The organism is Nocardiopsis sinuspersici, assembly GCF_001998325.1.
Taxonomy (GTDB): domain Bacteria; phylum Actinomycetota; class Actinomycetes; order Streptosporangiales; family Streptosporangiaceae; genus Nocardiopsis; species Nocardiopsis sinuspersici.
On sequence record NZ_MCOK01000001.1, the window covers coordinates 3,933,276 to 3,951,967 of the forward strand.

Sequence of the window (18,692 nt, forward strand, 5' to 3'; positions counted from 1 at the left end):
GGCGGGCACGCCCCGGGCGGGGCGGCCCGGAGGCGAGCCGCTCCCGGCGGGGCCGACGCCCGGCGGGGTCCCCTCCCCCTCAGGGCACCTCCCCCTCCTCGTGCTCCAGCGGCAGGGTGATCGCCACCTCGGTCCCCCCGCTCTCCTTGGGCTTGATCGCCAGGGTTCCCCCCAGCTCACCCACGATGAGGGTCCGCACGATCTGCAGGCCCAGGCTCGTGGTCCCCTCCAGGTCGAAGTCCTCGGGCAGTCCCCCGCCGTCGTCGGAGACGGCCAGTTCCAGACTGCTCGGCCCCGAGGTGCCCGGCACGGCGTCGAACCTGCGCACCCGCACCTCGATCCGGCCGGGCCCCTGCCCCAGGCCGTGCTCCACGGCGTTCTGCACCAGCTCGGCCAGGACCATCGACAGCGGCGTGGCCACCAGCGCGTTCAGCAGGCCGAACCCGCCGGTCCGGCGCGGCACCACCGCGCTGCCGGTCGAGGACACCTCGGCCGCCATCTGGATCACCCGGTCGGCGATGTCGTCGAAGTCCACCACCTCGTCGGGGGTGTGCGAGAGCATCTCGTGCACGATCGCGATGGAGCCGACCCGGCCCACCGCCTCGTCCAGCGCGGCCCGCGCCTCGGGCACGTCCAGGCGCCGCGACTGCAGGCGCAGCAGCGCCGCCACCGTCTGCAGGTTGTTCTTCACCCGGTGGTGGATCTCCCGGATGGTGGCGTCCTTGGTCATCAGCTCGCGCTCGCGGCGGCGCAGCTCGGTGACGTCGCGCACCATCACCAGGGCGCCGATCCGCACCCCGTCGATGACCAGCGGAATGGCGCGCAGCTGCACGGTGACCCCGCGCGCGTCCACCTCCGCCTCCTGCGGCGCACGGCCGCTCGCCGTGTAGGTCAGCGCCTCGTCGCGCGCCTCTCCCGGGGCGGACAGCTCCAGCGTGGTGCGGTCCAGGCGGGCGCCCACGAGGTCGGCGGTCAGTCCGAGCCTGCGGTAGGCGGACAGCGCGTTGGGGCTGGCGTAGACCACCTCGCCGTTCTGGTCCAGTCGCAGCAGCCCGTCGCCGACCCTGGGCGAGCGCACCATCAGCGGCCCCTGGTCACTGAACGGGAACGCGCCCTCGGCGATCATCTGCGCCAGGTCGCCCGCGCTCTGGAGGTAGGTGAGCTCCAGGCGGCTGGGCGTGCGCGCCGAGCTGAGGTTGGTGCTGCGCTGGATGACCCCGATGAGCCTGCCCTGGCGGCGCACCGGGATGGTCTCCTCCCGCACCGGGACCCCGCCCGACCAGTCCGGATCTCCGTCACGGCAGATACGGCCCTCCTTCCAGGCGCGGTCGATGAGGGCCCTGCGTCCGACCACCCGAGGCGCGGAACGGGACGTGATATCGGTCATGTCGTCGCGCAGGACCGTCTCGACCAGGTCGTCCTGGAAGGCGGTCGGGCCGGTGGTGGGACGCATCTGGGCGACCGCCACCCAGCCGTCGTCCTCGCGCAGACGCACCCACAGCACGAGGTCCGCGAAGGACAGGTCGGCCAGGAGCTGCCAGTCCGAGACCAGCGAGTGGATCCACTCAAGGTCGGCCTGCTTGAGGGATGTGTGACGTCTGATGAGATCGCTGAGGTGAGGCACTCACAAATCATCCCATGGAGGCGTGCATACTCAAGGGTACGCACTCGACCAGTGGTCCACACCAATCGGCGGCCGAGAAACCGCCGTGCAGGCCACACCGGAGGGGTGTGCGGCAAGCGCGGAACTCGGCGGAGGAGACTGATGACTGGTCAGCGCACACTGGACGGCAACCCCCGGGTGCCGAAGTACTACCAGGTGAAGAAGCAGCTCCTGGAGCTGATCGAGGCGATGGCCGCGGGCAACCCGGTCCCCCCGGAGCGTGCCCTGGCGACGCAGTTCGGCACCTCGCGGACCACGGTGCGCCAGGCCCTCACCGAGATGGTGGTCGAGGGCCGTCTGCTGCGCATCCAGGGCAAGGGCACCTTCGTGGCCAAGCCGAAGGTGGCCCAGATCCTCCAGCTCACCAGCTACACCCAGGAGATGCGCGCGCACGGCCTGCACCCCGCCACGCGGATCCTGGACGTGAGCTACATCAACGCCGACGACCAGCTCGCCGAGCTCCTGGCCATCCGCTCCGGCGGGCGCGTGCTGCGCATCGAGCGGCTGCGGCTGGCCAACGGCGAGCCGATGGCCGTGGAGACCGCCCACCTGGCCGCACGGCGCTTTCCGGGCCTGCGCCGGCAGCTGGACCGCTACGCCTCCCTCTACGAGGCCCTGGCGAGCGCCTACGACGTCTCCCTGGCCGAGGCGGAGGCCTCGATCGAGACCGTCCTGGCCACGCCCAACGAGGCGCGCCTGCTGGGCGTGGACGTGGGCCTGCCGCTGGTGCTGCACTGCCAGCACAGCTTCGACGGGGACGGGCACCCGGTGGAGTGGGTGCGCTCGCTGTACCGGGGGGACCGCTACAAGTTCGTCACACGCCTGCGTCCCCCCATGGACTGACGGCGCCGGGCCGGTCCCGCCCGGCACGGCGCGGGCCTCAGAAGCGGGCGAGCACCGACGCCAGGGCGTCCACCACACGGGGGTCGTACTCGCTGTCGGTGTCCATCCGCAGGCGCTCCAGGACGGCGGCGCGGCGCTCCTCGTCGCCGTTCTCGCCGACCAGGTCGTCGAAGGCGTTGGCCACCTTGATGATCCGGCTGCCCAACGGCGGCACGCCCTCGTCCCCGTCGCCCGCGAGCGGCTCGCACTGGCGGCGGACCATCTCGGCCACGTTGTCCAGCACACCGGTCTCGCGGATGATCGCCGAGCCGAGCTCCGCGATCCGGCGCTGCTCCCTCGGCGAGGCGAGCACGGTGGCGCCGCCCGCGATGGGCTCGCGCAGGGACAGCTGGCCGATGTCGTGCATCAGCGCCGCGTACTCCAGCTCCAGCAGCTCGGCCTCGGCCAGGCCCAGCTCGCAGGCGATGCCGTGCGACAGGTGGCTGACGCGGCGGGAGTGCCCGTTCTCCACGTAGCCGCCCACCTCGGTGACGCGCGAGAGCGCCCGCACCGTCTCCAGGTAGGTCCGCCGCACCTCGGCGTGGCGGCGGAAGGCCATCTGCGAGACCAGCAGCGGAGCGGTGAACACCAGCAGGCCCGCCAGGCCGGTCACCGTGCAGGCCAGGGCGATGAGCACACCGCTGGAGCCGATCGCCGCGCCCATGGCGAACTGGGCCCGCAGCTCGTCGCGGACCGCCACCCCCAGGCGGGTGCGCAGGCGCTCGGCCCTCAGCACCGCCGCCACCAGGGCGTCCGCCAGCCAGGCGAGCATGGCCAGCGCCGCCATCAGCAGTGTCGCCGTCACCGACGGACCCGACAGGCCGAGCTGTTCGGCCAGGGGCCGGAAGGCGACCGCGAGCAGCACCGCGACGAACACCCGGCGGGCCACGTCCTCCACCCGTGGGCCGCGGCCCACGGCGATGTGGGGCAGCTCGCCCAGAGCCACGCCCAAGGCGACCACCGCCACCACCTGCCAGGCGGAGTGGTGCAGGGGGCCGGCGCCCAGCGTCAGCAGGAACGCGTAGCTGATCGCGCCGGCCGAGGCGATGGGCGCGGCCTCCCGGTAGCCCGGGAGGGTGATCCTGGCCAGTTCACCGATCGCGATGACCAGGCAGAACGACAGCGCCACGTACGGTTCCACGAACCCGGTCGCGGCGGTCCACACCAGAGCGGCCAGGGCACCGCCCCCCACCGCGGCGACCAGCACGGCGCTCACCGGGCGGGAGGTCCGCCAGATCGGCCCGCGCGGGCGCTGGTGGCTCAGCGCCCCGCCCTCGGGCCCGCTCAGCACGGGACCGGACGAGCGGGGTCCCTCCTGCCTCTGCGTCATCATCGGTCACGTCCGCCCGTCACTGCCTCGGCGGAGGCCGCGGGGTCCTCGGAATCGGCGATCGCCTCCGCCACGACGGGGACCTCCTCCGCCGCCTGGGCGGCCTCCGCGGCGTGGGCGTCGGACTCCTCGGCGGCCTTCGCCCCGTAGCACCCGCCCGGGGGCTCGGCGATGTCGGGCGTCTCCCAGCCCTCGCGCTCCACGGCGCGTACGAGCGCCTCGACCATCCTGGGGTCGAACTGGGTCCCGGCGCAGGCCCGCAGTTCGGTGATGGCCTCGTCCGCCGACCACGCCTTGCGGTAGGACCTCGTGGAGGTCAGGCAGTCGAACACGTCGGCGACGCTGATGATGCGCGCGGACTCGGGGATCTCCATCCCGACCAGTCCCATGGGGTACCCGCGCCCGTCCAACCGTTCGTGGTGGTGCCGGATCCCGGCCAGGGCCTCGTCCAGGAAGCTGATCTCCCGCACGATCTCGTAGCCCCGCGTCGGGTGCAGCTTGATGGCCGCGTACTCGTCGTCGGTGAGTCTTCCGTTCTTCTGCAACACCTTGGTGGGCACTCCGAGCTTGCCGATGTCGTGCAGCATCCCGGCGTACCGGATCTTCTGCACCCGTTCGGCGGACATACCCAGTTCCCGGGCGATCATGGCGGCGCCCTCCGCGACGCGCATGCAGTGGCCCCGGGTGTAGTAGTCCTTGGTCTCCACCGCCTGGCAGAGCGTGGCCAGGGTGGCCTCGTGCGCGCGGGCCTCGCCCAACTGCTGGGCAAAGGTCCAGCGCGCGATGAACAGCGGCAGCAGCACCAGCAGCGGCGCGATGAGGCCGAGCCCGCCCCAGATCGCGGCGATGGCCAGCCCGAGCATCTGGTAGCCCATGGAGGACAGCTCCACCGCCATCAGGGGGCGCCAGTGGAACCTGCCCCGGGGGCCGCCGGCCCGCACGGCGCCCAGCGTCCACATCAGGGCGGCGATGAGCGCCGAGTTGACCAGGGAGTGCGTCAGGACGGCGGCGACGTAGGGAAGGACGAGAGCCGGGAAGTCCTCCCGCCCCGGCTCCCCCACCGTTCCGCCGAGTAGAAGGTAGACGTGTCCGGCCGCGTAGGCCGCCAGTGCGAACTGTGCCCCGTTGAAGGCCCTCTTGACGAGGTTCTGCCTGCGGATGGAGAAGCAGGAGGCGAAACCGACCACCGCCGCCCCCACCGGCCCGACCAGGACGACCGCGGCCAGGGACACCGCCGAACTTGGGGAGATCCCCGCCTTGACGCCCGTGAGGACGACCGTACTGATCGACTCCGCGACCACGAAGAGGATCGCGATCAGGGCCAGCGTACGCAGATCGATGCCCTCGTAGGGACCGATGAGCATGATGGTGACAGCACTGACAACGATGATTCCGACGTAGACACGCGCGCCCCCAGGAAGAGCCCGCACCCCCGTTCACCCCCCGCCGACAAGAACCGGACTGTCATGGTTTCACCGGTTCTGTTCTACCACCAGGACCATCCGGTGAAGGCTGCCGCCGCCCAAACAGTTACCATCGCGACGTAGAGCATACCGACGAACATCGTTCTCCCCTCTTCCGAACGCAGGCGCACCGACATTTCCCCGGGCACGCCGCGCAAATGGCCCCATTCGTTGGATATGGCTTCCAGTTTAACGGCCAACGGCGGCCTCCCGATTACCCCCGACCCGAACCACCCCCGCCACGGGCTCTCCGACCGGCACCAAGTTCCGGAATATGGAAGTACGAATTCAATTAGTGATGCCATTTGATTACCATGCGTAACCATGCCACACCGGACGCCAGCCGCCAGAACTCCACGGCGATGCCGGTTGCACACGCCCTCAGCGGGCGGAACCACCAGGCATGACTACACATAGTAACTACAGGAAACACGAGCCGAAACGCCCAGGAAAAATCGTTCCGAGTCGGTCCCGGGCGAGAAGGCCCCGGGCGCGCCGGGCGTGTCGACGAACCCTCCCGGAAGGCCGTTCGGAAGGCGCTTGACCAAAACCCCGACAGACGTAGGGGCCCCGATACGACATCCCCACAAAACTACACAAAATTCGCACACCACGACACAAGACGCCAACGCGGTAGAAAGGCACTAATGGCATCAAAAAAGTGGCGGAAGCTGGAATTCCAGCTTCCGCCACCGTGCGTTCCAGGTTTCGGGGACCTCCTGGGAGTACCCTCAGGCGCGTGTGCCGGGGCTCTCCGCCCGGGCCTCACGGGCCAACTGCTCCGCCCGTGCCTGTGACAGGCGCCCGAGCACCTTGTCCCGCAGGTCCATCGGCACCGGATCGCAGCCGCAGTGCTTGGCCACGAGCTTCTTCACCGCCTCTTCGAGCCCGTGCTCCTCCAGGCAGGGGCCGCACTCGTCCAGGTGCCGCCTGATCTGGTCGCAGTTGGGCTCTTCGAGTTCACCGTCGATGTAGGTGTAGAGCTTGTCGAGCACCTCGCTACACGGGGTGCCGCTGTGTTCGTCGTGGCCAACGCTCATTGCCGATCTCCTCGATCCGAGCCGTCCTGTCCCCGCACACGTCCGGACGTTCCCGAGGCGACGGCGGCGGCCTCCGACGCCGTCCTCGCCGGGAGGAACCCCCGCTCCGCCGCGTACTCCTCCAGCAGGGACCGGAGCTGGCGGCGCCCTCTGTGCAGCCGGGACATGACCGTGCCGATGGGGGTCGCCATGATCTCGGCGACCTCCTTGTACGCGAAGCCCTCGACGTCGGCGAGGTACACCGCGATCCGGAAGTCCTCGGGCAGCTCCTGGAGCGCCCTCTTGACGTCGGTGTCGGGGAGGTGTTCGAGTGCCTCGGCCTCAGCCGACTTCAGACCCGCCGCGGTGTGCGAGGCGGCCTGCGCCAACTGCCAGTCCTCGACGTCCTCGTTCCCGGACTGCTTCGGCTCGCGCTGCTTCTTGCGATAGGAGTTGATGAAGGTGTTGGTGAGGATGCGGTAGAGCCACGCCTTGAGGTTCGTTCCCTGTCTGAACTGGTGGAACGAACCGAACGCCTTGGCGAAGGTCTCCTGGACGAGGTCCTCCGCGTCCGCGGGATTACGGGTCATCCGCAGCGCCGCGGAGTAGAGCTGGTCGAGGTAGGGCAGCACGTCCCTCTCGAAGCGCTCGTCCCGTTCCTCGGCTGTCTCCTGCTCCTGGCCCTGTTCCAAACCCGTCGGCCTCCTTGCGCTGGTCCCGGCTGGGGCATCCATACCCCAACGATACGGTCCCGTGGCACGGACCCGCGCATCGGCGCCGCGTGGCGCCGACACCGCTTCCTCGTGCGCAAGGCACGCCCCGGCAGTCGACATGGTCCGACGACCCTCCCCAGTACTCGCTTGGCACGCGCCCGGACGTACACCCGCAGGACGCGATGTCGAGAACAACAACGCTCTACGCGGGCTGATTCCACGCCGTGCGCGCACGGAGCCCCCTCCGTCCGGAACTTTGTCGTTTGGCTCCGTCATCGGTGGTGAGGCATGGCAGAGTGCGGGTAGGACCCTTCAAGGATGGGAGAGGAGTGCACGTGCGACCGTCCTCAACCCCGGCCTCCGACCGCCCCCGGTCGCCGGCGGCCCAGTTCGCCACCCCCGACCGGCTGTCGGACTACTGGCGCTTCTACTGGGCGGTCGCCGAGGCCCAGATCGCCCGGTGGCTCCCGGACGCGCCCTCCCGCCTGCTCGACGTGTCCAGCCCCGACTACCAGGGCACCCCGCGCGCGGTGGCCGCCGGACACGACGTGGTCACCCTGCTGCCCTCCGCGGACACGGCGGTACGCCGCCCGCTGACCCTGGTGAACGGCCGCGCGATGGTGCCCTCGCCCGCGCCGCGCGGTCGGCTGCGCCACGTGGTGGGCGACTCCGCCTTCCTGCGCAACTTCGCCTCCGAGGCCTTCGACGGGGTCATCGCCGACAACCGGGTCCTGTCCAGGCACCTGGCCACCGAGGCCGCCCTGACCGAGGTCGCCCGTGTGCTGCGGCCCGGTGGCAGGACGCTGCTGTGCGTGGACTCGGTGGTGCTGGGGATGGCGCTGCTGGCCGAGCAGGACTGCTGGCCCGAGCTGAGCCACGCGCCCACCGCGGACGTGCTCCTGGTGCCCTGGCCCGACGGTTCCATCACGCGGTGCTTCACGGCCGACCAGCTCACCGACACGCTCACCGACGCCGGCTTGGAACTGGAGTGGATCAAGCCGCGCACGGTGCTGTCCGCCTCCACCGTGGAGATGATGCTGGCGCGCGATCCGAGGTCGATGGGGCGCCTGGTGGAGATGGAGCTGCGCGCCACGGAGTCCGACGACTACGTGGGGGTGCACCTGGTGGCGAGCGCGCGAAAGCCCCGCCAGACCGTCACAGGGCCGTGAGCAGGCCCGCCCCGTCGCGGCGGTCACGGCGGCGTCGCGGACGAGGACGTCCGTCCGGTCTCACGGGGGGAGGAAGCCGGCGGGCGGGCACGACAGCGCTGCGCATCGGCACGGACCGCCGTTCGGCGGGGCGGGCCCGGCCGGGGGAACGCGTGGGCCCGGAATCAGTGGCGGCCCCCGAGAAAGAGGAGTCACCCCCGTGCGTTCCCTGCGTGCCCTCCAGACCCTGATCGCCGTACTCGCCCTCGTGGTGGTCGACACCGGTGCCATGGACGTCGCCCTCGGCACCGCTCCCCTTCCCGGTGACACCGGGGTGGGGACCAACGTGGACGGCGACTACCGGTTCTTCGCCGGTGTGTGGCTGGGACCGGGGATCGCCCTGTTCGCGATCGTCCCGCGCGTCCTGGAGCACACCGCGGTTCTGCGCGCGGTCGGCGGCGCGGTGCTCCTGGGCGGACTGGCCCGGACCGTGTCGGTCGCGGCCGCCGGGACGCCCGCGCCGTTCATACTCGGGCTGCTCGCCCTGGAACCGGCGGCGCCGCCGGTGCTGGTCCTGTGGCAGCGCGGGCTTGTGGAAGGCGTCGGCCGCGCCCCGGGGACGTGAGCGGGTGTGCCCGGGAGCCGCGGCGGCCCCCGGGCACACCGCCGGCTACTCCGCGAGGGGGAGGTAGACGCGGTTGCCGTGCTCGGCGAACTCCGCGGACTTGTCGGCCATGCCCTTCTCGATGGCGGCGACCGTCTCCAGCCCGTTCTCCTCGGCGTACCTGCGCACGTCCTGGGTGATCTTCATGGAGCAGAACTTCGGCCCACACATGGAGCAGAAGTGCGCGGTCTTGGCCGGTTCGGCGGGCAGGGTCTCGTCGTGGAAGGCCTGCGCGGTGTCAGGGTCCAGCGCCAGGTGGAACTGGTCCTGCCAGCGGAACTCGAACCGCGCCTTGGACAGCTCGTCGTCCCACTCCTGCGCCCTGGGATGGCCCTTGGCCAGGTCGGCGGCGTGCGCGGCGAGCTTGTAGGTGATCACACCGGTCTTGACGTCGTCCCGGTTGGGCAGCCCCAGGTGCTCCTTGGGCGTGACGTAGCACAGCATCGCCGTGCCGTGCCAGCCGATCTGGGCGGCGCCGATCGCCGAGGTGATGTGGTCGTAGCCGGGCGCGACGTCGGTGGCCAGGGGGCCGAGCGTGTAGAACGGGGCCTCCCCGCACAGCTCCTCCTCCAGGCGCACGTTCTCCGCGACCTTGTGCATCGGCACGTGCCCGGGCCCCTCGATCATCACCTGCACGTCGTGCGCGCGGGCGATGTGGGTGAGTTCGCCCAGGGTCCGCAGTTCGGCGAACTGGGCCTCGTCGTTGGCGTCGGCGATCGAGCCCGGGCGCAGACCGTCGCCGAGGGAGAAGGTGACGTCGTACTCCCGGAGGATCTCGCACAGCTCCTCGTAGTGGGTGTACAGGAAGCTCTCCCTGTGGTGGGCCAGGCACCAGGCCGCCATGATGGAGCCCCCGCGCGAGACGATGCCGGTGACCCTGCGGGCGGTGAGCGGCACGTAGCGCAGCAGCACGCCCGCGTGCACGGTCATGTAGTCCACGCCCTGCTCGCACTGCTCGATGACGGTGTCCCGGTAGACCTCCCAGCTCAGCGCGGCCGGGTCGCCGTCGACCTTCTCCAGCGCCTGGTAGATGGGCACGGTGCCGATCGGGACGGGGGAGTTGCGCAGGATCCGCTCGCGGGTCTCGTGGATGCGCTTGCCGGTGGACAGGTCCATGACGGTGTCGGCGCCCCAGCGGGTGGCCCACACCATCTTCTCCACCTCCTCGGGGACGGAGGAGGTGACGGCGGAGTTGCCGATGTTGGCGTTGATCTTGACCAGGAAGTTCTTGCCGATGATCATCGGCTCGGACTCGGGGTGGCACCGGTTGGCGGGGATGACCGCCCGGCCGATGGCCACCTCCCGGCGGACGAACTCGGGGTCCATGCCCTCGCGGGCGGCCGCGAAGCGCATCTCCGGGGTGATGGTCCCGGCCTTGGCGTGGGCCAGCTGGGTGGTCGCGCCGCCGGCCGGGACGCGCTCGGCGGCCCACTCCCGCCGGGTCGGGGGAAGGCCCCGGTGGACGTCGATGTGCGCGGTGGCGTCGGTGTACGGGCCGGAGGTGTCGTACAGGTCGAAGTGGCTGCCGTTGCTGAGTTCCACCCGGCGCTGCGGGACGCGGAGCGTGTGTCCCTCGGGGGTGTCGATCTCCCGGTGGACCTTGGTCGATCCCGTGATGGGACCGGTGGTCACCCGGTGCTTCTCGGTGGAACCGGCGTCGCGGCCGTCGAGAGCCGTCATGGCATGCCTCCCTACGTCGGAATTACCCGAACAGGTTCTGCGGTCGGCGACACCGTCGAGTCGCCCTCTCAGCCCGCCATGGCGCGAGCTCCCGCGTTGCGTATGAAGATGTGCGGACACGTGGAACGTGCCGCGGGCCCGGGGGCCGGTCCGCCGGCCCCTGTGGCCTCGGACACCATATCCGTGCCGACCCCGGACCTGTCCACCGTCCCCGGGGTCAGAAAAGTGTCTCCGGTTCGCCACCCCCGGTCGAGGAGACGGGTTCGAGCAGGTCGGGGCGGTTGTTCTTGATGCTGTTGACCTCGGTGGAGACCTCGTCGACCTCGAACCGGTCGGCCGGGGTGTCCTCCAGCAGGTGCGCCAGTTCGTCGGCCCCGGTCTCCGGGTCCAGCCAGGCCGCCCAGTCCTCGGTGGGTACGACGACGGGCATGCGCTCGTGGATGTGGGCGAGCTCGGGAGCGGCCTCGGTGGTGATGACGGCGCAGCTCCACACCCACGCGGCGGGGTCGTCCTCGGCCACCTCCGGGTCGCGCCAGCGCTCGAAGATCCCCGCCAGGGCCAGCGGCCGGCCGTCGCGGTAGCGCACGGAGAAGGGCCGCTTGTCCGCCTTGGACTTGCGCTTCTTGTGGTGGGGGTCGGTGACGGGCGAGGTGCTCGCCCGGACCGCCCCGTCCTCCCTGCCGACCAGCTGCCACTCGTAGTAGGCGTCGGCGGGGAGCAGGCAGCGGCGGCGCCGGAAGGCCGTGCGGAAGGCGGGCTTGTCGGCGACGGTCTCGCTGCGCGCGTTGATCATCCGGTAGCCGATGTTGCGGTCCTTGGCCCAGGAGGGGATCAGGCCCCAGCGCATGGTGTGCAGGGAGCGCGGCCCGGGCGGCCCCTGGTCCCCGGACCGGGGCGGCGGGCCGAGCACCGCGTACACGGGTCTGCCCGGCGAGATGTTGTAGTCCGGCGCCAGCTCCTCCAGCGGGGGCCACGCCCGGGGGTCGACCTCCTCGGGCAGGGCCTGCTCCGGCAGGCCGAAGGCGAGCTGTAGCTGGTGCACGTTCCGGGACTGGGCATAACGACCGCACATACGTGTGATCCTACGGCGTGACCCGGCCGTGCTCCCCCGGAACACCCGTGTCCCCCGGCACCCGGCTCTCCTCCCTCCCGGCCGCGCTCGTGGCGCGCCGGGACCGGACCAGGCCGGCCAGCACGGCCAGGGCTCCCAGGGGCGCCAGGGTCCACGGCGCCCAGGAGTCCAGGGAGCGCAGCAGCAGCGAGCGGACGCGGGCCTGCTCGGCGTAGGCCGAAACCTGCTGGTCCACCATGGCCAGCTCCGTGTGCAGCAGCGGCGCCTCACCGGAGTCGTTCTGCGGGCGCAGGGTCTCCGAGCGTGTCTCGTGGACGTTGACGACGATCCCGCTGACCGGCTCGACCCAGAACGTGCGGTCGACCTCGATCCAGCGGGTGGCGGTGACCGTGCCCGAGGCCTCCGGACGGAACAGGCCGGCGGGTACCGGGCGGGCCGAGTCGGGCACCTGGGTGGTCTCGATCGTCTGGGTGTACCGGCGGACCGGCACACCGGCCACCTCCTCCTCCCCCTGGAACTCCATCGCGGGCGCCGCGCGCAGTTCGGCGTCGTAGAACGAGCGGTCGCCCTCCCCGGCCCCGGGCGGCCAGAAGAACACCAGTCCCGCCTGCCGGACCGCGTGGTCGCCGTCGACGTGCTCGCCGCAGCAGTTGACCGCCCGACCGGTCTCCCGGTCGACGATCACCCGCCGGCTCCAGTGGTCGATCATCCGCTCGGGCACGGAGGTGTCCACGGACATCTCCCACGCCGACCAGTCGCCGCCGTGCGCCGATGCGTCCACCCGGGTCACCCGCGTGAGTGCGGAGGCCTCCGTCCACGACCACGTGGAGGTGTTCAGGTACCAGGCGCCCTCGTCGACCATGCGGACGTCGAACTCGGCCGCGGCGGGCAGCAGGGCCACCCTGTCGTACACGTACAGGGGCAGCAGGGCGGCCAGGGTGAGCAGGAACGCGCCCACGGCCACCAGGACGGTGCCGGGTGACCCGGCACCGCCCCGCCCCGCCGCGGCGGGCCCGACCTGGTGGCGGGCCGGTCCGCCGACCTCGATCGCGCTCATGTCCGGACCTCCTCGGGGTCGCTCTCCCGCAGGTCGTCGCCCCGGGACGGCCCCCCGCTCCCGGGCCGGGCCCGCGCGGCGCCACCGGAGGCCCCGTCGGCCCCGGCGGACGCGTGTGCCGCGGGCGCACCGCCGGCCCGGGCGCGGACCGAGGGCGGGTCGGCGTCGGCGGGTTCGCCGTCGCCCCGCTGCCCCAGGGACAGGACGAGCCGGGCCAGCGCCGGCAGGCACAGCAACTGGGGGATCCAGCCGCGCAGCGCCGAACCGAGCATCTCGGTGACGTCGTGGAAGGGCATGTACAGCGCCAGGTAGGTGCCCACGGCCATGGTCAGCCCGGCCAGGCCGAGCGACGCCACCACCGGCCACGGCCCCGCCAGGTGGGGCAGCAGGCGCCCGCCCATGGACGGCAGCCCCGGCCTGGCGTGCCGCAGGCTCCGGGGAGCCCGCCGGCCCAGCCACCACATGCACAGCAGGATCAGTCCGACCAGGGACGCCCCGACGGCACCGGCCACCCACACCCCGTAGGCGAGGCCGAGCGGCAGCAGCGCCCGCCGGCCCAGCCACCCGGGCCCGGCGTCGGGCAGGGCGCGCGCGCCGCGCGGCGGCGGGGTACGGGACGGCGCGCCCCCGGGCAGCAGGCGCCCCGGCCACAGGGCCAGCACCACCAGCAGCACGGCCAGCCCCGCGCCCACGGCGAGGGCCCGGTGGTAGACGGCGTCGGGGGCGTAGGTGAGGGTGACGGTGCCCGCGCTGCCCTCGGGGAGCACCCAGGCCTGCTTCCACCCCTCCAGCCGGAGCGGCTCCAGCGGCCCGTCGGCCCCCTCCAGGCGGGCCTCCCAGCCCTCGTTGAAGTTCTCGTTGACCACGAGCAGGCTGTCCTCGTCGACGTCCACGTCGAAGCTGCGCTCGCCAGGCCCCCACTCGTGCAGGGCCTCCACCCCGGCCATGGTGACCTCGGGCCGGTCCGCGACCGGGTCGGTGGACTCCACCAGGGCCGAGCGCACCGCGTAGCGGTTTCCGGGGTCGACCACGATCCGGTTCCCGCCCTCGGCCAGCTCCAGGCCGGTGCAGCTCTCGTAGCGCAGCGGGCGGCCGGTGAGCTGGTCGGCGAGGCTGCCCCCGCTGATGCGGGTCTCCACCCGTTGGCCGTTGACCCGCAGGGTGGGGCCGAGTCCGCAGGGCGTGGAGGCCTCGCCCTCCGGCAGCGGGTCCACCGGGTCCACCCCGGGCAGGGTGATGGTGCCGATCTCCAGGGACTGGCCCTCGGGACGCTCGAAGGTCACCCGCAGCGACCGCGCGGTGAACTCGGTGAAGTCCATCCGGCCGCTGCCGTCCAGCCATCCCTCGCGGACGGTGCCCCCGCCCTCGACGGTGACCCGGATCGGCCGCAGCACGCTGTCCGCGCGGGGGAAGTCGACGTCCAGGTGGCCGATCGGGGCGGGCGCGCCCAGCTCGATGTCGAGCCAGGGGTTCTTCTCCTCCGGGTCCGGGTACCAGACGGTGCTCTCGTCGTCGTCCAGCGCACCGCGGCCCATGGCGGCGGGGTGCTGGACGACGGTGGAGGAGGAGGTCACGTACGGAGGTGGGCCGGCGCGGTTGGCGGCGTTCTCCGCCTCCCGCGGGTCGGTGAGCACGACCTGGCCCGAGACCGTGTGCGGCGCGGCGGACGAGTCCGCGGACAGCTCGAACGTGCGGTCCAGGCGGCTCGCGTCCTCGCCCTGCACCTGGAGGTCGGGATTGCACACCCACACGTGGGAGCCCTCCATGCAGCCGGGCGCGGTGCCGGTGGAGCCGGTGAACAGCAGGGTTCCGGTGTCGGCCGGGCCGGGCACCCGCAGCGTCCGGGCCGGGTCCAGGCCGGGCACGGAGATCGAGGCGATGCCCACCCGTGTGCCGAACCGGTACTCCGGCTCCCAGGCCAGCTCGTCCACACGCACACGCAGCTCGGTGGTCGGCCCCGGCGGAGCCACCAGCTCCTGGGGCTCCTCGGTCTCGGCTACGGGCACCTGCACCTCGCCGTTGTCGGTGACGAGGGTGATCCGGGAGGGCGGCGGATCGCCGGCCATCTGCTCGAAGGCGATGCTGAGCCCGGTCAGGTCCTGCGGCTCGTCGAACTCGACCTCGATCCACTCGCCCAGGGCGCCGGTGAAGGCGCTGGACCGCCAGGAGGTGGTGAGGTCGTCGTCGAACGCGGCGTGCGGGGCGTGCCCGGGGTCGCGGTCGGTGGGACTCGCGTCCGCACCGCCCTCGGAGGAGGAGGCGCGGACCGAGGCGATCCCGATGTCCTCGGCGTGGGCGAGGTGGTTCCGCCACGCGGGGTCGAGGATGTCGGGTGCGGGGACGTCGCGTTCGAACTCCTCGTCCTCCGTGAGGGTGGCCGACACGTTGCGGCGCACGTCGGGGTAGACGACCTCGCGGCGGCGGGCGGTGTCGGTGACGACCGTGTCCCCGGCGGCGACCCGCTCGGCCCCGGGGTCGTCGCCGAGCAGGATCGGGCGGTCGCCGCCGACCACCCCCTGCTCGGCCAGGTGGAGCACGGACTCCGGGCCGCCGGTGACCCGCAGCACCTCGTCCGCGGGCACGGTGCCGACGGTGGGCGCGGCGCCCTCCACCTCGTAGACCGTCAGGGCCTGGTAGGGCTGGTCGAACCACTGCGAGGCGGACTGGTGCTCCAGGGAGCCGATGACCGGGCCGAACTCGGCCACGGGGGTGATCCCGGGGGAGTTCCGCAGGGCTTGGTGGACGCGGGCGGGCCAGCCGCCGCCGTTGCCGACGCGCTGGAGGTCGTTGCGCACGAGGAGGTGGGTGACGCCCATGCGGGCGAAGGTGGCGGTGAGTCCGGCCGACCCGCGCCCGGAGGAGACCCTCTGGTCGATCGCGTGGTTGATCCGCGAGACGCCCGCCGACCCCCACGGGACGATCTGGTGGTTGGTCCAGGCGCCTTCCAGCAGCGGCTGCATGGGCTCGTCCATGGGGCGGCCCCACACGTACTCGCCGCGCGCCGAGCCGGGCAGCGCCATGGTCATGCCGCGCTCCCCGGAGCGCTCCTCCAGCCAGTCGGTGGCCTCGTACCAGTAGTCGGGGATCTTCACGAACGAGCCCGCGGGAGCGATCCCGACGGTGCTGATGGGCACGAGGGTGACCAGGAAGACGGCGGAGACACCGCCCGCGACGGCGCGGCGCAGCCTGCCGGGCACCGGGACGCCGTGCCGGTCGGCCCGGTCCCGGGCCACCACCACGGGCAGGTGGGCCAGGCCCAGGACCAGGGGCAGGCGCACGAGGGCGTCGAACTTGTGCACGTTGCGGAACGGGGACAGCGCGCCGTCGAACAACGTGCGCACCGTCTCCGCGAAGGGGCCGGTGAGGTCGCCGGTGAAGCCCGCGACGATGATCGCGGTACCGGTGAGCAGGCTCACGGTGAGGAAGAGCCGTTCGGGGGTGCGCCGGTTGACGAGCCCGGCCAGGCCGAGCCCGGCGACCAGCGCGGTCACCGCGATCAGCCAGGGCGTGAGGGACAGCTCCGCGCCCGAGGGCAGGGCGGTGTTGCCCTGGTCGGGGAGGAAGCCCATCCAGTTGGAGGTGCCGCGCAGCGTGTTGAGCAGCGAGGTGATGCCCGTGGTGACGGCGGCGTGCTCGGTGTAGGGCATGAACGAGAACACGTACCGCGACATGACGAGCAGCGGCACGATGTACCAGAACGAGGCCAGGACCAGGGCGCACGCCCACCAGGCGATGAGCCGCCACTTGCGGGGACCGTTCTCCCTCGTGAGCAGGTACAGGCCCGGGACGACCAGCACCGCCAGCTCGGAGGCGGCGTTGGTGCCCCCGCACAGCAGGAAGGCCAGCCCCGAGAGCAGGGCCATGCGGGCCGGGGGGTGACCGCGCCTGGCGCCGAGCACGAGCGGCAGCAGGATCCACGGCATGAGCAGCATGGGCTGGAGCTCGGCGGAGTTGTACGACAGCAGCGTCAGCACGCGCGGGGCGAGGGCGTAGGCGGTCCCGGCCAGGATGCGGGTGTTGACGGTGCCGATGCCCAGCGCCTCGGCGACCTTGTACACACCGGTGAACGCGGCGATGAGCAGGACGGCCATCCACAGGCGCTGGATGAGCCAGTCGGGCATGCCGAGCAGGTCGAACAGAAGGTGGAAGGGGCCGTTGGGGAAGAAGTACCCGAAGGCCTGGTTCTGGATCTGGCCGAAGTAGGAGGCGTCCCACATGTGCAGGGCGCGCTCAAGGAACCCCAGGGGGTCGGCCGTCAGGTCGAGCTTGGTGTCGCCGACGATCCCGCCGGGGTCGATACTGGCCGTCAGCGCGCCCAGGAGCAGGCACACCGTGACGAGCTTCAGCCGCGTGAGCAGCCGCTCGTCCAGCCCTCCGGGGGGAGCCGGGGACGTGGAGGACGGTGTGCTGGAATCCTCCGGTTCGCGCCTGGCGGTGGATTCCGTCGAAGTCACCTTGTCGCTTTCCTGCCTGCTGCCGTTTCCGGGACGCCTGTGGTGCCCGGGACTTGCGGGGCGCTCGGGGCGTCAGGGGTGTCGGGGACCGTGCCGCCGGGGAGGCCGAGCTCCCGGGCGACGAGTCGGGTCATCCGCGCGCCGCTGGCCTCCCAGGTGAACCGGGACGCCCACGCGCGGCAGGCGCGCCGGACCTCCGCGGCCCGCCGGGGGTCGGAGAGCTCCTTGAGGGCTCTGGCCACCACGTCGGCGAGGTCCTCGCCGTCGCGCACCAGCCACCCGGTCTCACCGTCGCGGACCGAATCGCGAAGTCCGTCCACATCGTAGGCCACGGTGGGCACGCCGAGGCGGGCCGCCTCGATGACGGTCAGCCCCCAGCCCTCGAACTCCGATGCGGTGACGTGGAGGTGGCAGGAGGCCAGGACGCCGTTCTTGTCCTCCTCCGACAGGAAGCCGTGCAGGACGACGCGGTCGCCGGTGCCGTCGCGCTCGATCCGCTCGGCCAGCGGGGCGCCCTCGGGTCCGCGGCCGATGATGTGCACCCTCAGGCCGGGGTGGTCGCCGCGGAGCCGGAGGGCGAGGTCGGCCACCTGGGAGACGCGCTTTTGGACCACCAGGCGTCCCAGGCTCACCACCGCCGGGAAGGGGTGCGTCGAGGGCTCGGAGGCGTCGTCGAGGGGCCGGGGGACCCCCGGGAGCCCGCCGTTGTGGACGATCTCGATGGGCGCGCGCCAGCCGAGCTTGTCGCGCATGGCCCGGCGGGAGGACTCCGAGACGGTGACGGTGGTGCAGTCGCGGTAGACGCGCGAGGCGACGGCGGACTCGATGAACCGGCCCAGCCAGGCCATCGGCGGCGAGAAGTAGGCGTTGAACTGCAGGTCGTGGACATGGTGGACGACGCTGACCACCCTGGTGCGGCGGCGCAGCACGAGCCGGGACAGGAAGGGGACGCCGTTCATGCAGTCGAAGGCGAGCTGGTACTCGCGGCGCCACAGGGCCAGCCACGCCATGACGCGCGGGTAGACGGTGAACCTGCCGCCCATACGGCGGATCACGACGCCGTCCCGGGTCTCCACCCGGGCCTGGTGGGGCTCACGGCTGGTGAGGAAGGTGACGATGGCGCCGCGTTCGGCCAGGTGGCGGCTGATCCGCCAGGCGTACTCCTCGGCTCCCCCCGCCGCGGACTGCCAGGGGTCGCGCCAGTTGATCATGACCAGGCGGACGCCGTCCAGGCGCGGTCCGAGGTCGGTGCGGGCCTCTGGTCCGGTACGCGCGCCCGCGTCGGTCCCCGCTCCGGGGGAGGAGACCGCCGAGACGGCGGCGACCGCGGACAGGCCGGGCTCCGCGTCCGGGGGGACCCGGTGGACCTTCTGGAAGACCACACGCTCTCCTTCCGCGCGGTGTCCGGCCGAACGCGGATGCGGACACCCTCGGTTTCGTGGCGGACACGGACGGCGACCTTCCGGGGGAAGGGCGGAGCGCGCGCCGAACAGGACCGTGGACCGGACGTCAGTGGTGGTGTGCGGCTCGGGGACGGGTGCCCGGAG

Annotated in this window: 14 protein-coding genes; 3 read left to right on the top strand and 11 right to left on the bottom strand. The window is 72.1% G+C overall.

Annotated elements, in window-relative coordinates:
* Positions 1-79: 79 nt before the first annotated feature.
* Positions 80-1,624, bottom strand: coding sequence for a sensor histidine kinase (locus NOSIN_RS17000; protein ID WP_077691699.1), 1,545 nt, complete (start codon positions 1,622-1,624; stop codon positions 80-82).
* 141 nt (positions 1,625-1,765) lie between these two features.
* Here NOSIN_RS17000 and NOSIN_RS17005 point away from each other — a divergent pair, with 141 nt between their 5' ends.
* Complete coding sequence (locus NOSIN_RS17005; protein WP_077691700.1) at positions 1,766-2,506, top strand: GntR family transcriptional regulator; 741 nt, start codon at positions 1,766-1,768, stop codon at positions 2,504-2,506.
* 37 nt (positions 2,507-2,543) lie between these two features.
* Here NOSIN_RS17005 and NOSIN_RS17010 read toward each other — a convergent pair whose 3' ends face one another.
* The 5 genes from NOSIN_RS17010 to NOSIN_RS17025 all read right to left on the bottom strand — a co-directional run bounded on the left by NOSIN_RS17010 (position 2,544) and on the right by NOSIN_RS17025 (position 7,049).
* Positions 2,544-3,875: an HD-GYP domain-containing protein gene (locus NOSIN_RS17010; protein ID WP_077691701.1), complete on the bottom strand. Its 1,332-nt coding sequence runs from the start codon at positions 3,873-3,875 to the stop codon at positions 2,544-2,546.
* The gene (locus NOSIN_RS17015; RefSeq protein ID WP_171986603.1) at positions 3,875-5,239 is read right to left on the bottom strand and encodes an HD-GYP domain-containing protein; all 1,365 of its coding nucleotides are present in this window, start codon (positions 5,237-5,239) and stop codon (positions 3,875-3,877) included. Before NOSIN_RS17015 ends, NOSIN_RS17010 begins: the two co-directional genes overlap by 1 nt.
* A 122-nt stretch (positions 5,240-5,361) precedes the next feature.
* Positions 5,362-5,538: a hypothetical protein gene (locus NOSIN_RS27275; protein ID WP_170293633.1), complete on the bottom strand. Its 177-nt coding sequence runs from the start codon at positions 5,536-5,538 to the stop codon at positions 5,362-5,364.
* Between the two features lie 531 nt (positions 5,539-6,069).
* Positions 6,070-6,378, bottom strand: coding sequence for a mycothiol system anti-sigma-R factor (gene rsrA / locus NOSIN_RS17020; RefSeq protein WP_077691703.1), 309 nt, complete (start codon positions 6,376-6,378; stop codon positions 6,070-6,072).
* Positions 6,375-7,049, bottom strand: coding sequence for a sigma-70 family RNA polymerase sigma factor (locus tag NOSIN_RS17025; RefSeq protein ID WP_273474157.1), 675 nt, complete (start codon positions 7,047-7,049; stop codon positions 6,375-6,377). The genes rsrA and NOSIN_RS17025 overlap by 4 nt, the downstream gene beginning before the upstream one ends.
* A gap of 350 nt (positions 7,050-7,399) precedes the next feature.
* On the opposite strand from NOSIN_RS17025, the gene NOSIN_RS17030 reads away from it, so the two are divergent.
* Complete coding sequence (locus NOSIN_RS17030; RefSeq protein ID WP_077691705.1) at positions 7,400-8,239, top strand: class I SAM-dependent methyltransferase; 840 nt, start codon at positions 7,400-7,402, stop codon at positions 8,237-8,239.
* 199 nt (positions 8,240-8,438) lie between these two features.
* Positions 8,439-8,843 (top strand): DUF4345 domain-containing protein, encoded by a 405-nt coding sequence (locus NOSIN_RS27280; RefSeq protein ID WP_170293632.1) that lies wholly within the window; start codon positions 8,439-8,441, stop codon positions 8,841-8,843.
* A gap of 45 nt (positions 8,844-8,888) precedes the next feature.
* On the opposite strand, the gene thiC is transcribed toward NOSIN_RS27280, so the two are convergent.
* The 5 genes from thiC to NOSIN_RS17060 all read right to left on the bottom strand — a co-directional run bounded on the left by thiC (position 8,889) and on the right by NOSIN_RS17060 (position 18,527).
* Entirely contained in the window at positions 8,889-10,562 is a 1,674-nt protein-coding gene (gene thiC / locus NOSIN_RS17040; protein WP_077691707.1) for a phosphomethylpyrimidine synthase ThiC, read from the bottom strand.
* A gap of 217 nt (positions 10,563-10,779) precedes the next feature.
* Positions 10,780-11,634, bottom strand: a complete 855-nt coding sequence (locus NOSIN_RS17045; protein ID WP_077691708.1) for an SOS response-associated peptidase — start codon at positions 11,632-11,634, stop codon at positions 10,780-10,782.
* Positions 11,635-11,644: 10 nt separating this feature from the next.
* Entirely contained in the window at positions 11,645-12,691 is a 1,047-nt protein-coding gene (locus NOSIN_RS17050) for a DUF3068 domain-containing protein (RefSeq protein ID WP_077691709.1), read from the bottom strand.
* Positions 12,688-17,145 carry an alpha-(1->3)-arabinofuranosyltransferase gene (locus NOSIN_RS17055; protein WP_077691710.1) on the bottom strand — a complete coding sequence of 1,486 codons (4,458 nt, stop codon included), beginning with the start codon at positions 17,143-17,145 and terminating at the stop codon, positions 12,688-12,690. Before NOSIN_RS17055 ends, NOSIN_RS17050 begins: the two co-directional genes overlap by 4 nt.
* Entirely contained in the window at positions 17,142-18,527 is a 1,386-nt protein-coding gene (locus tag NOSIN_RS17060) for a glycosyltransferase family 4 protein (RefSeq protein WP_077691711.1), read from the bottom strand. The genes NOSIN_RS17055 and NOSIN_RS17060 overlap by 4 nt, the downstream gene beginning before the upstream one ends.
* Positions 18,528-18,692 lie beyond the last annotated feature (165 nt).

Bases quoted from the DNA above. Each gene is read 5' to 3' on its own strand.
- NOSIN_RS17005 (WP_077691700.1), top strand. From the start codon at position 1,766: ATGACTGGTCAGCGCACACTGGACGGCAACCCCCGGGTGCCGAAGTAC.
- NOSIN_RS17010 (WP_077691701.1), bottom strand. From the start codon at position 3,875: ATGACGCAGAGGCAGGAGGGACCCCGCTCGTCCGGTCCCGTGCTGAGC.
- NOSIN_RS17015 (WP_171986603.1), bottom strand. From the start codon at position 5,239: ATGCTCATCGGTCCCTACGAGGGCATCGATCTGCGTACGCTGGCCCTG.
- rsrA (WP_077691703.1), bottom strand. From the start codon at position 6,378: ATGAGCGTTGGCCACGACGAACACAGCGGCACCCCGTGTAGCGAGGTG.
- thiC (WP_077691707.1), bottom strand. From the start codon at position 10,562: ATGACGGCTCTCGACGGCCGCGACGCCGGTTCCACCGAGAAGCACCGG.
- NOSIN_RS17045 (WP_077691708.1), bottom strand. From the start codon at position 11,634: ATGTGCGGTCGTTATGCCCAGTCCCGGAACGTGCACCAGCTACAGCTC.
- NOSIN_RS17050 (WP_077691709.1), bottom strand. From the start codon at position 12,691: ATGAGCGCGATCGAGGTCGGCGGACCGGCCCGCCACCAGGTCGGGCCC.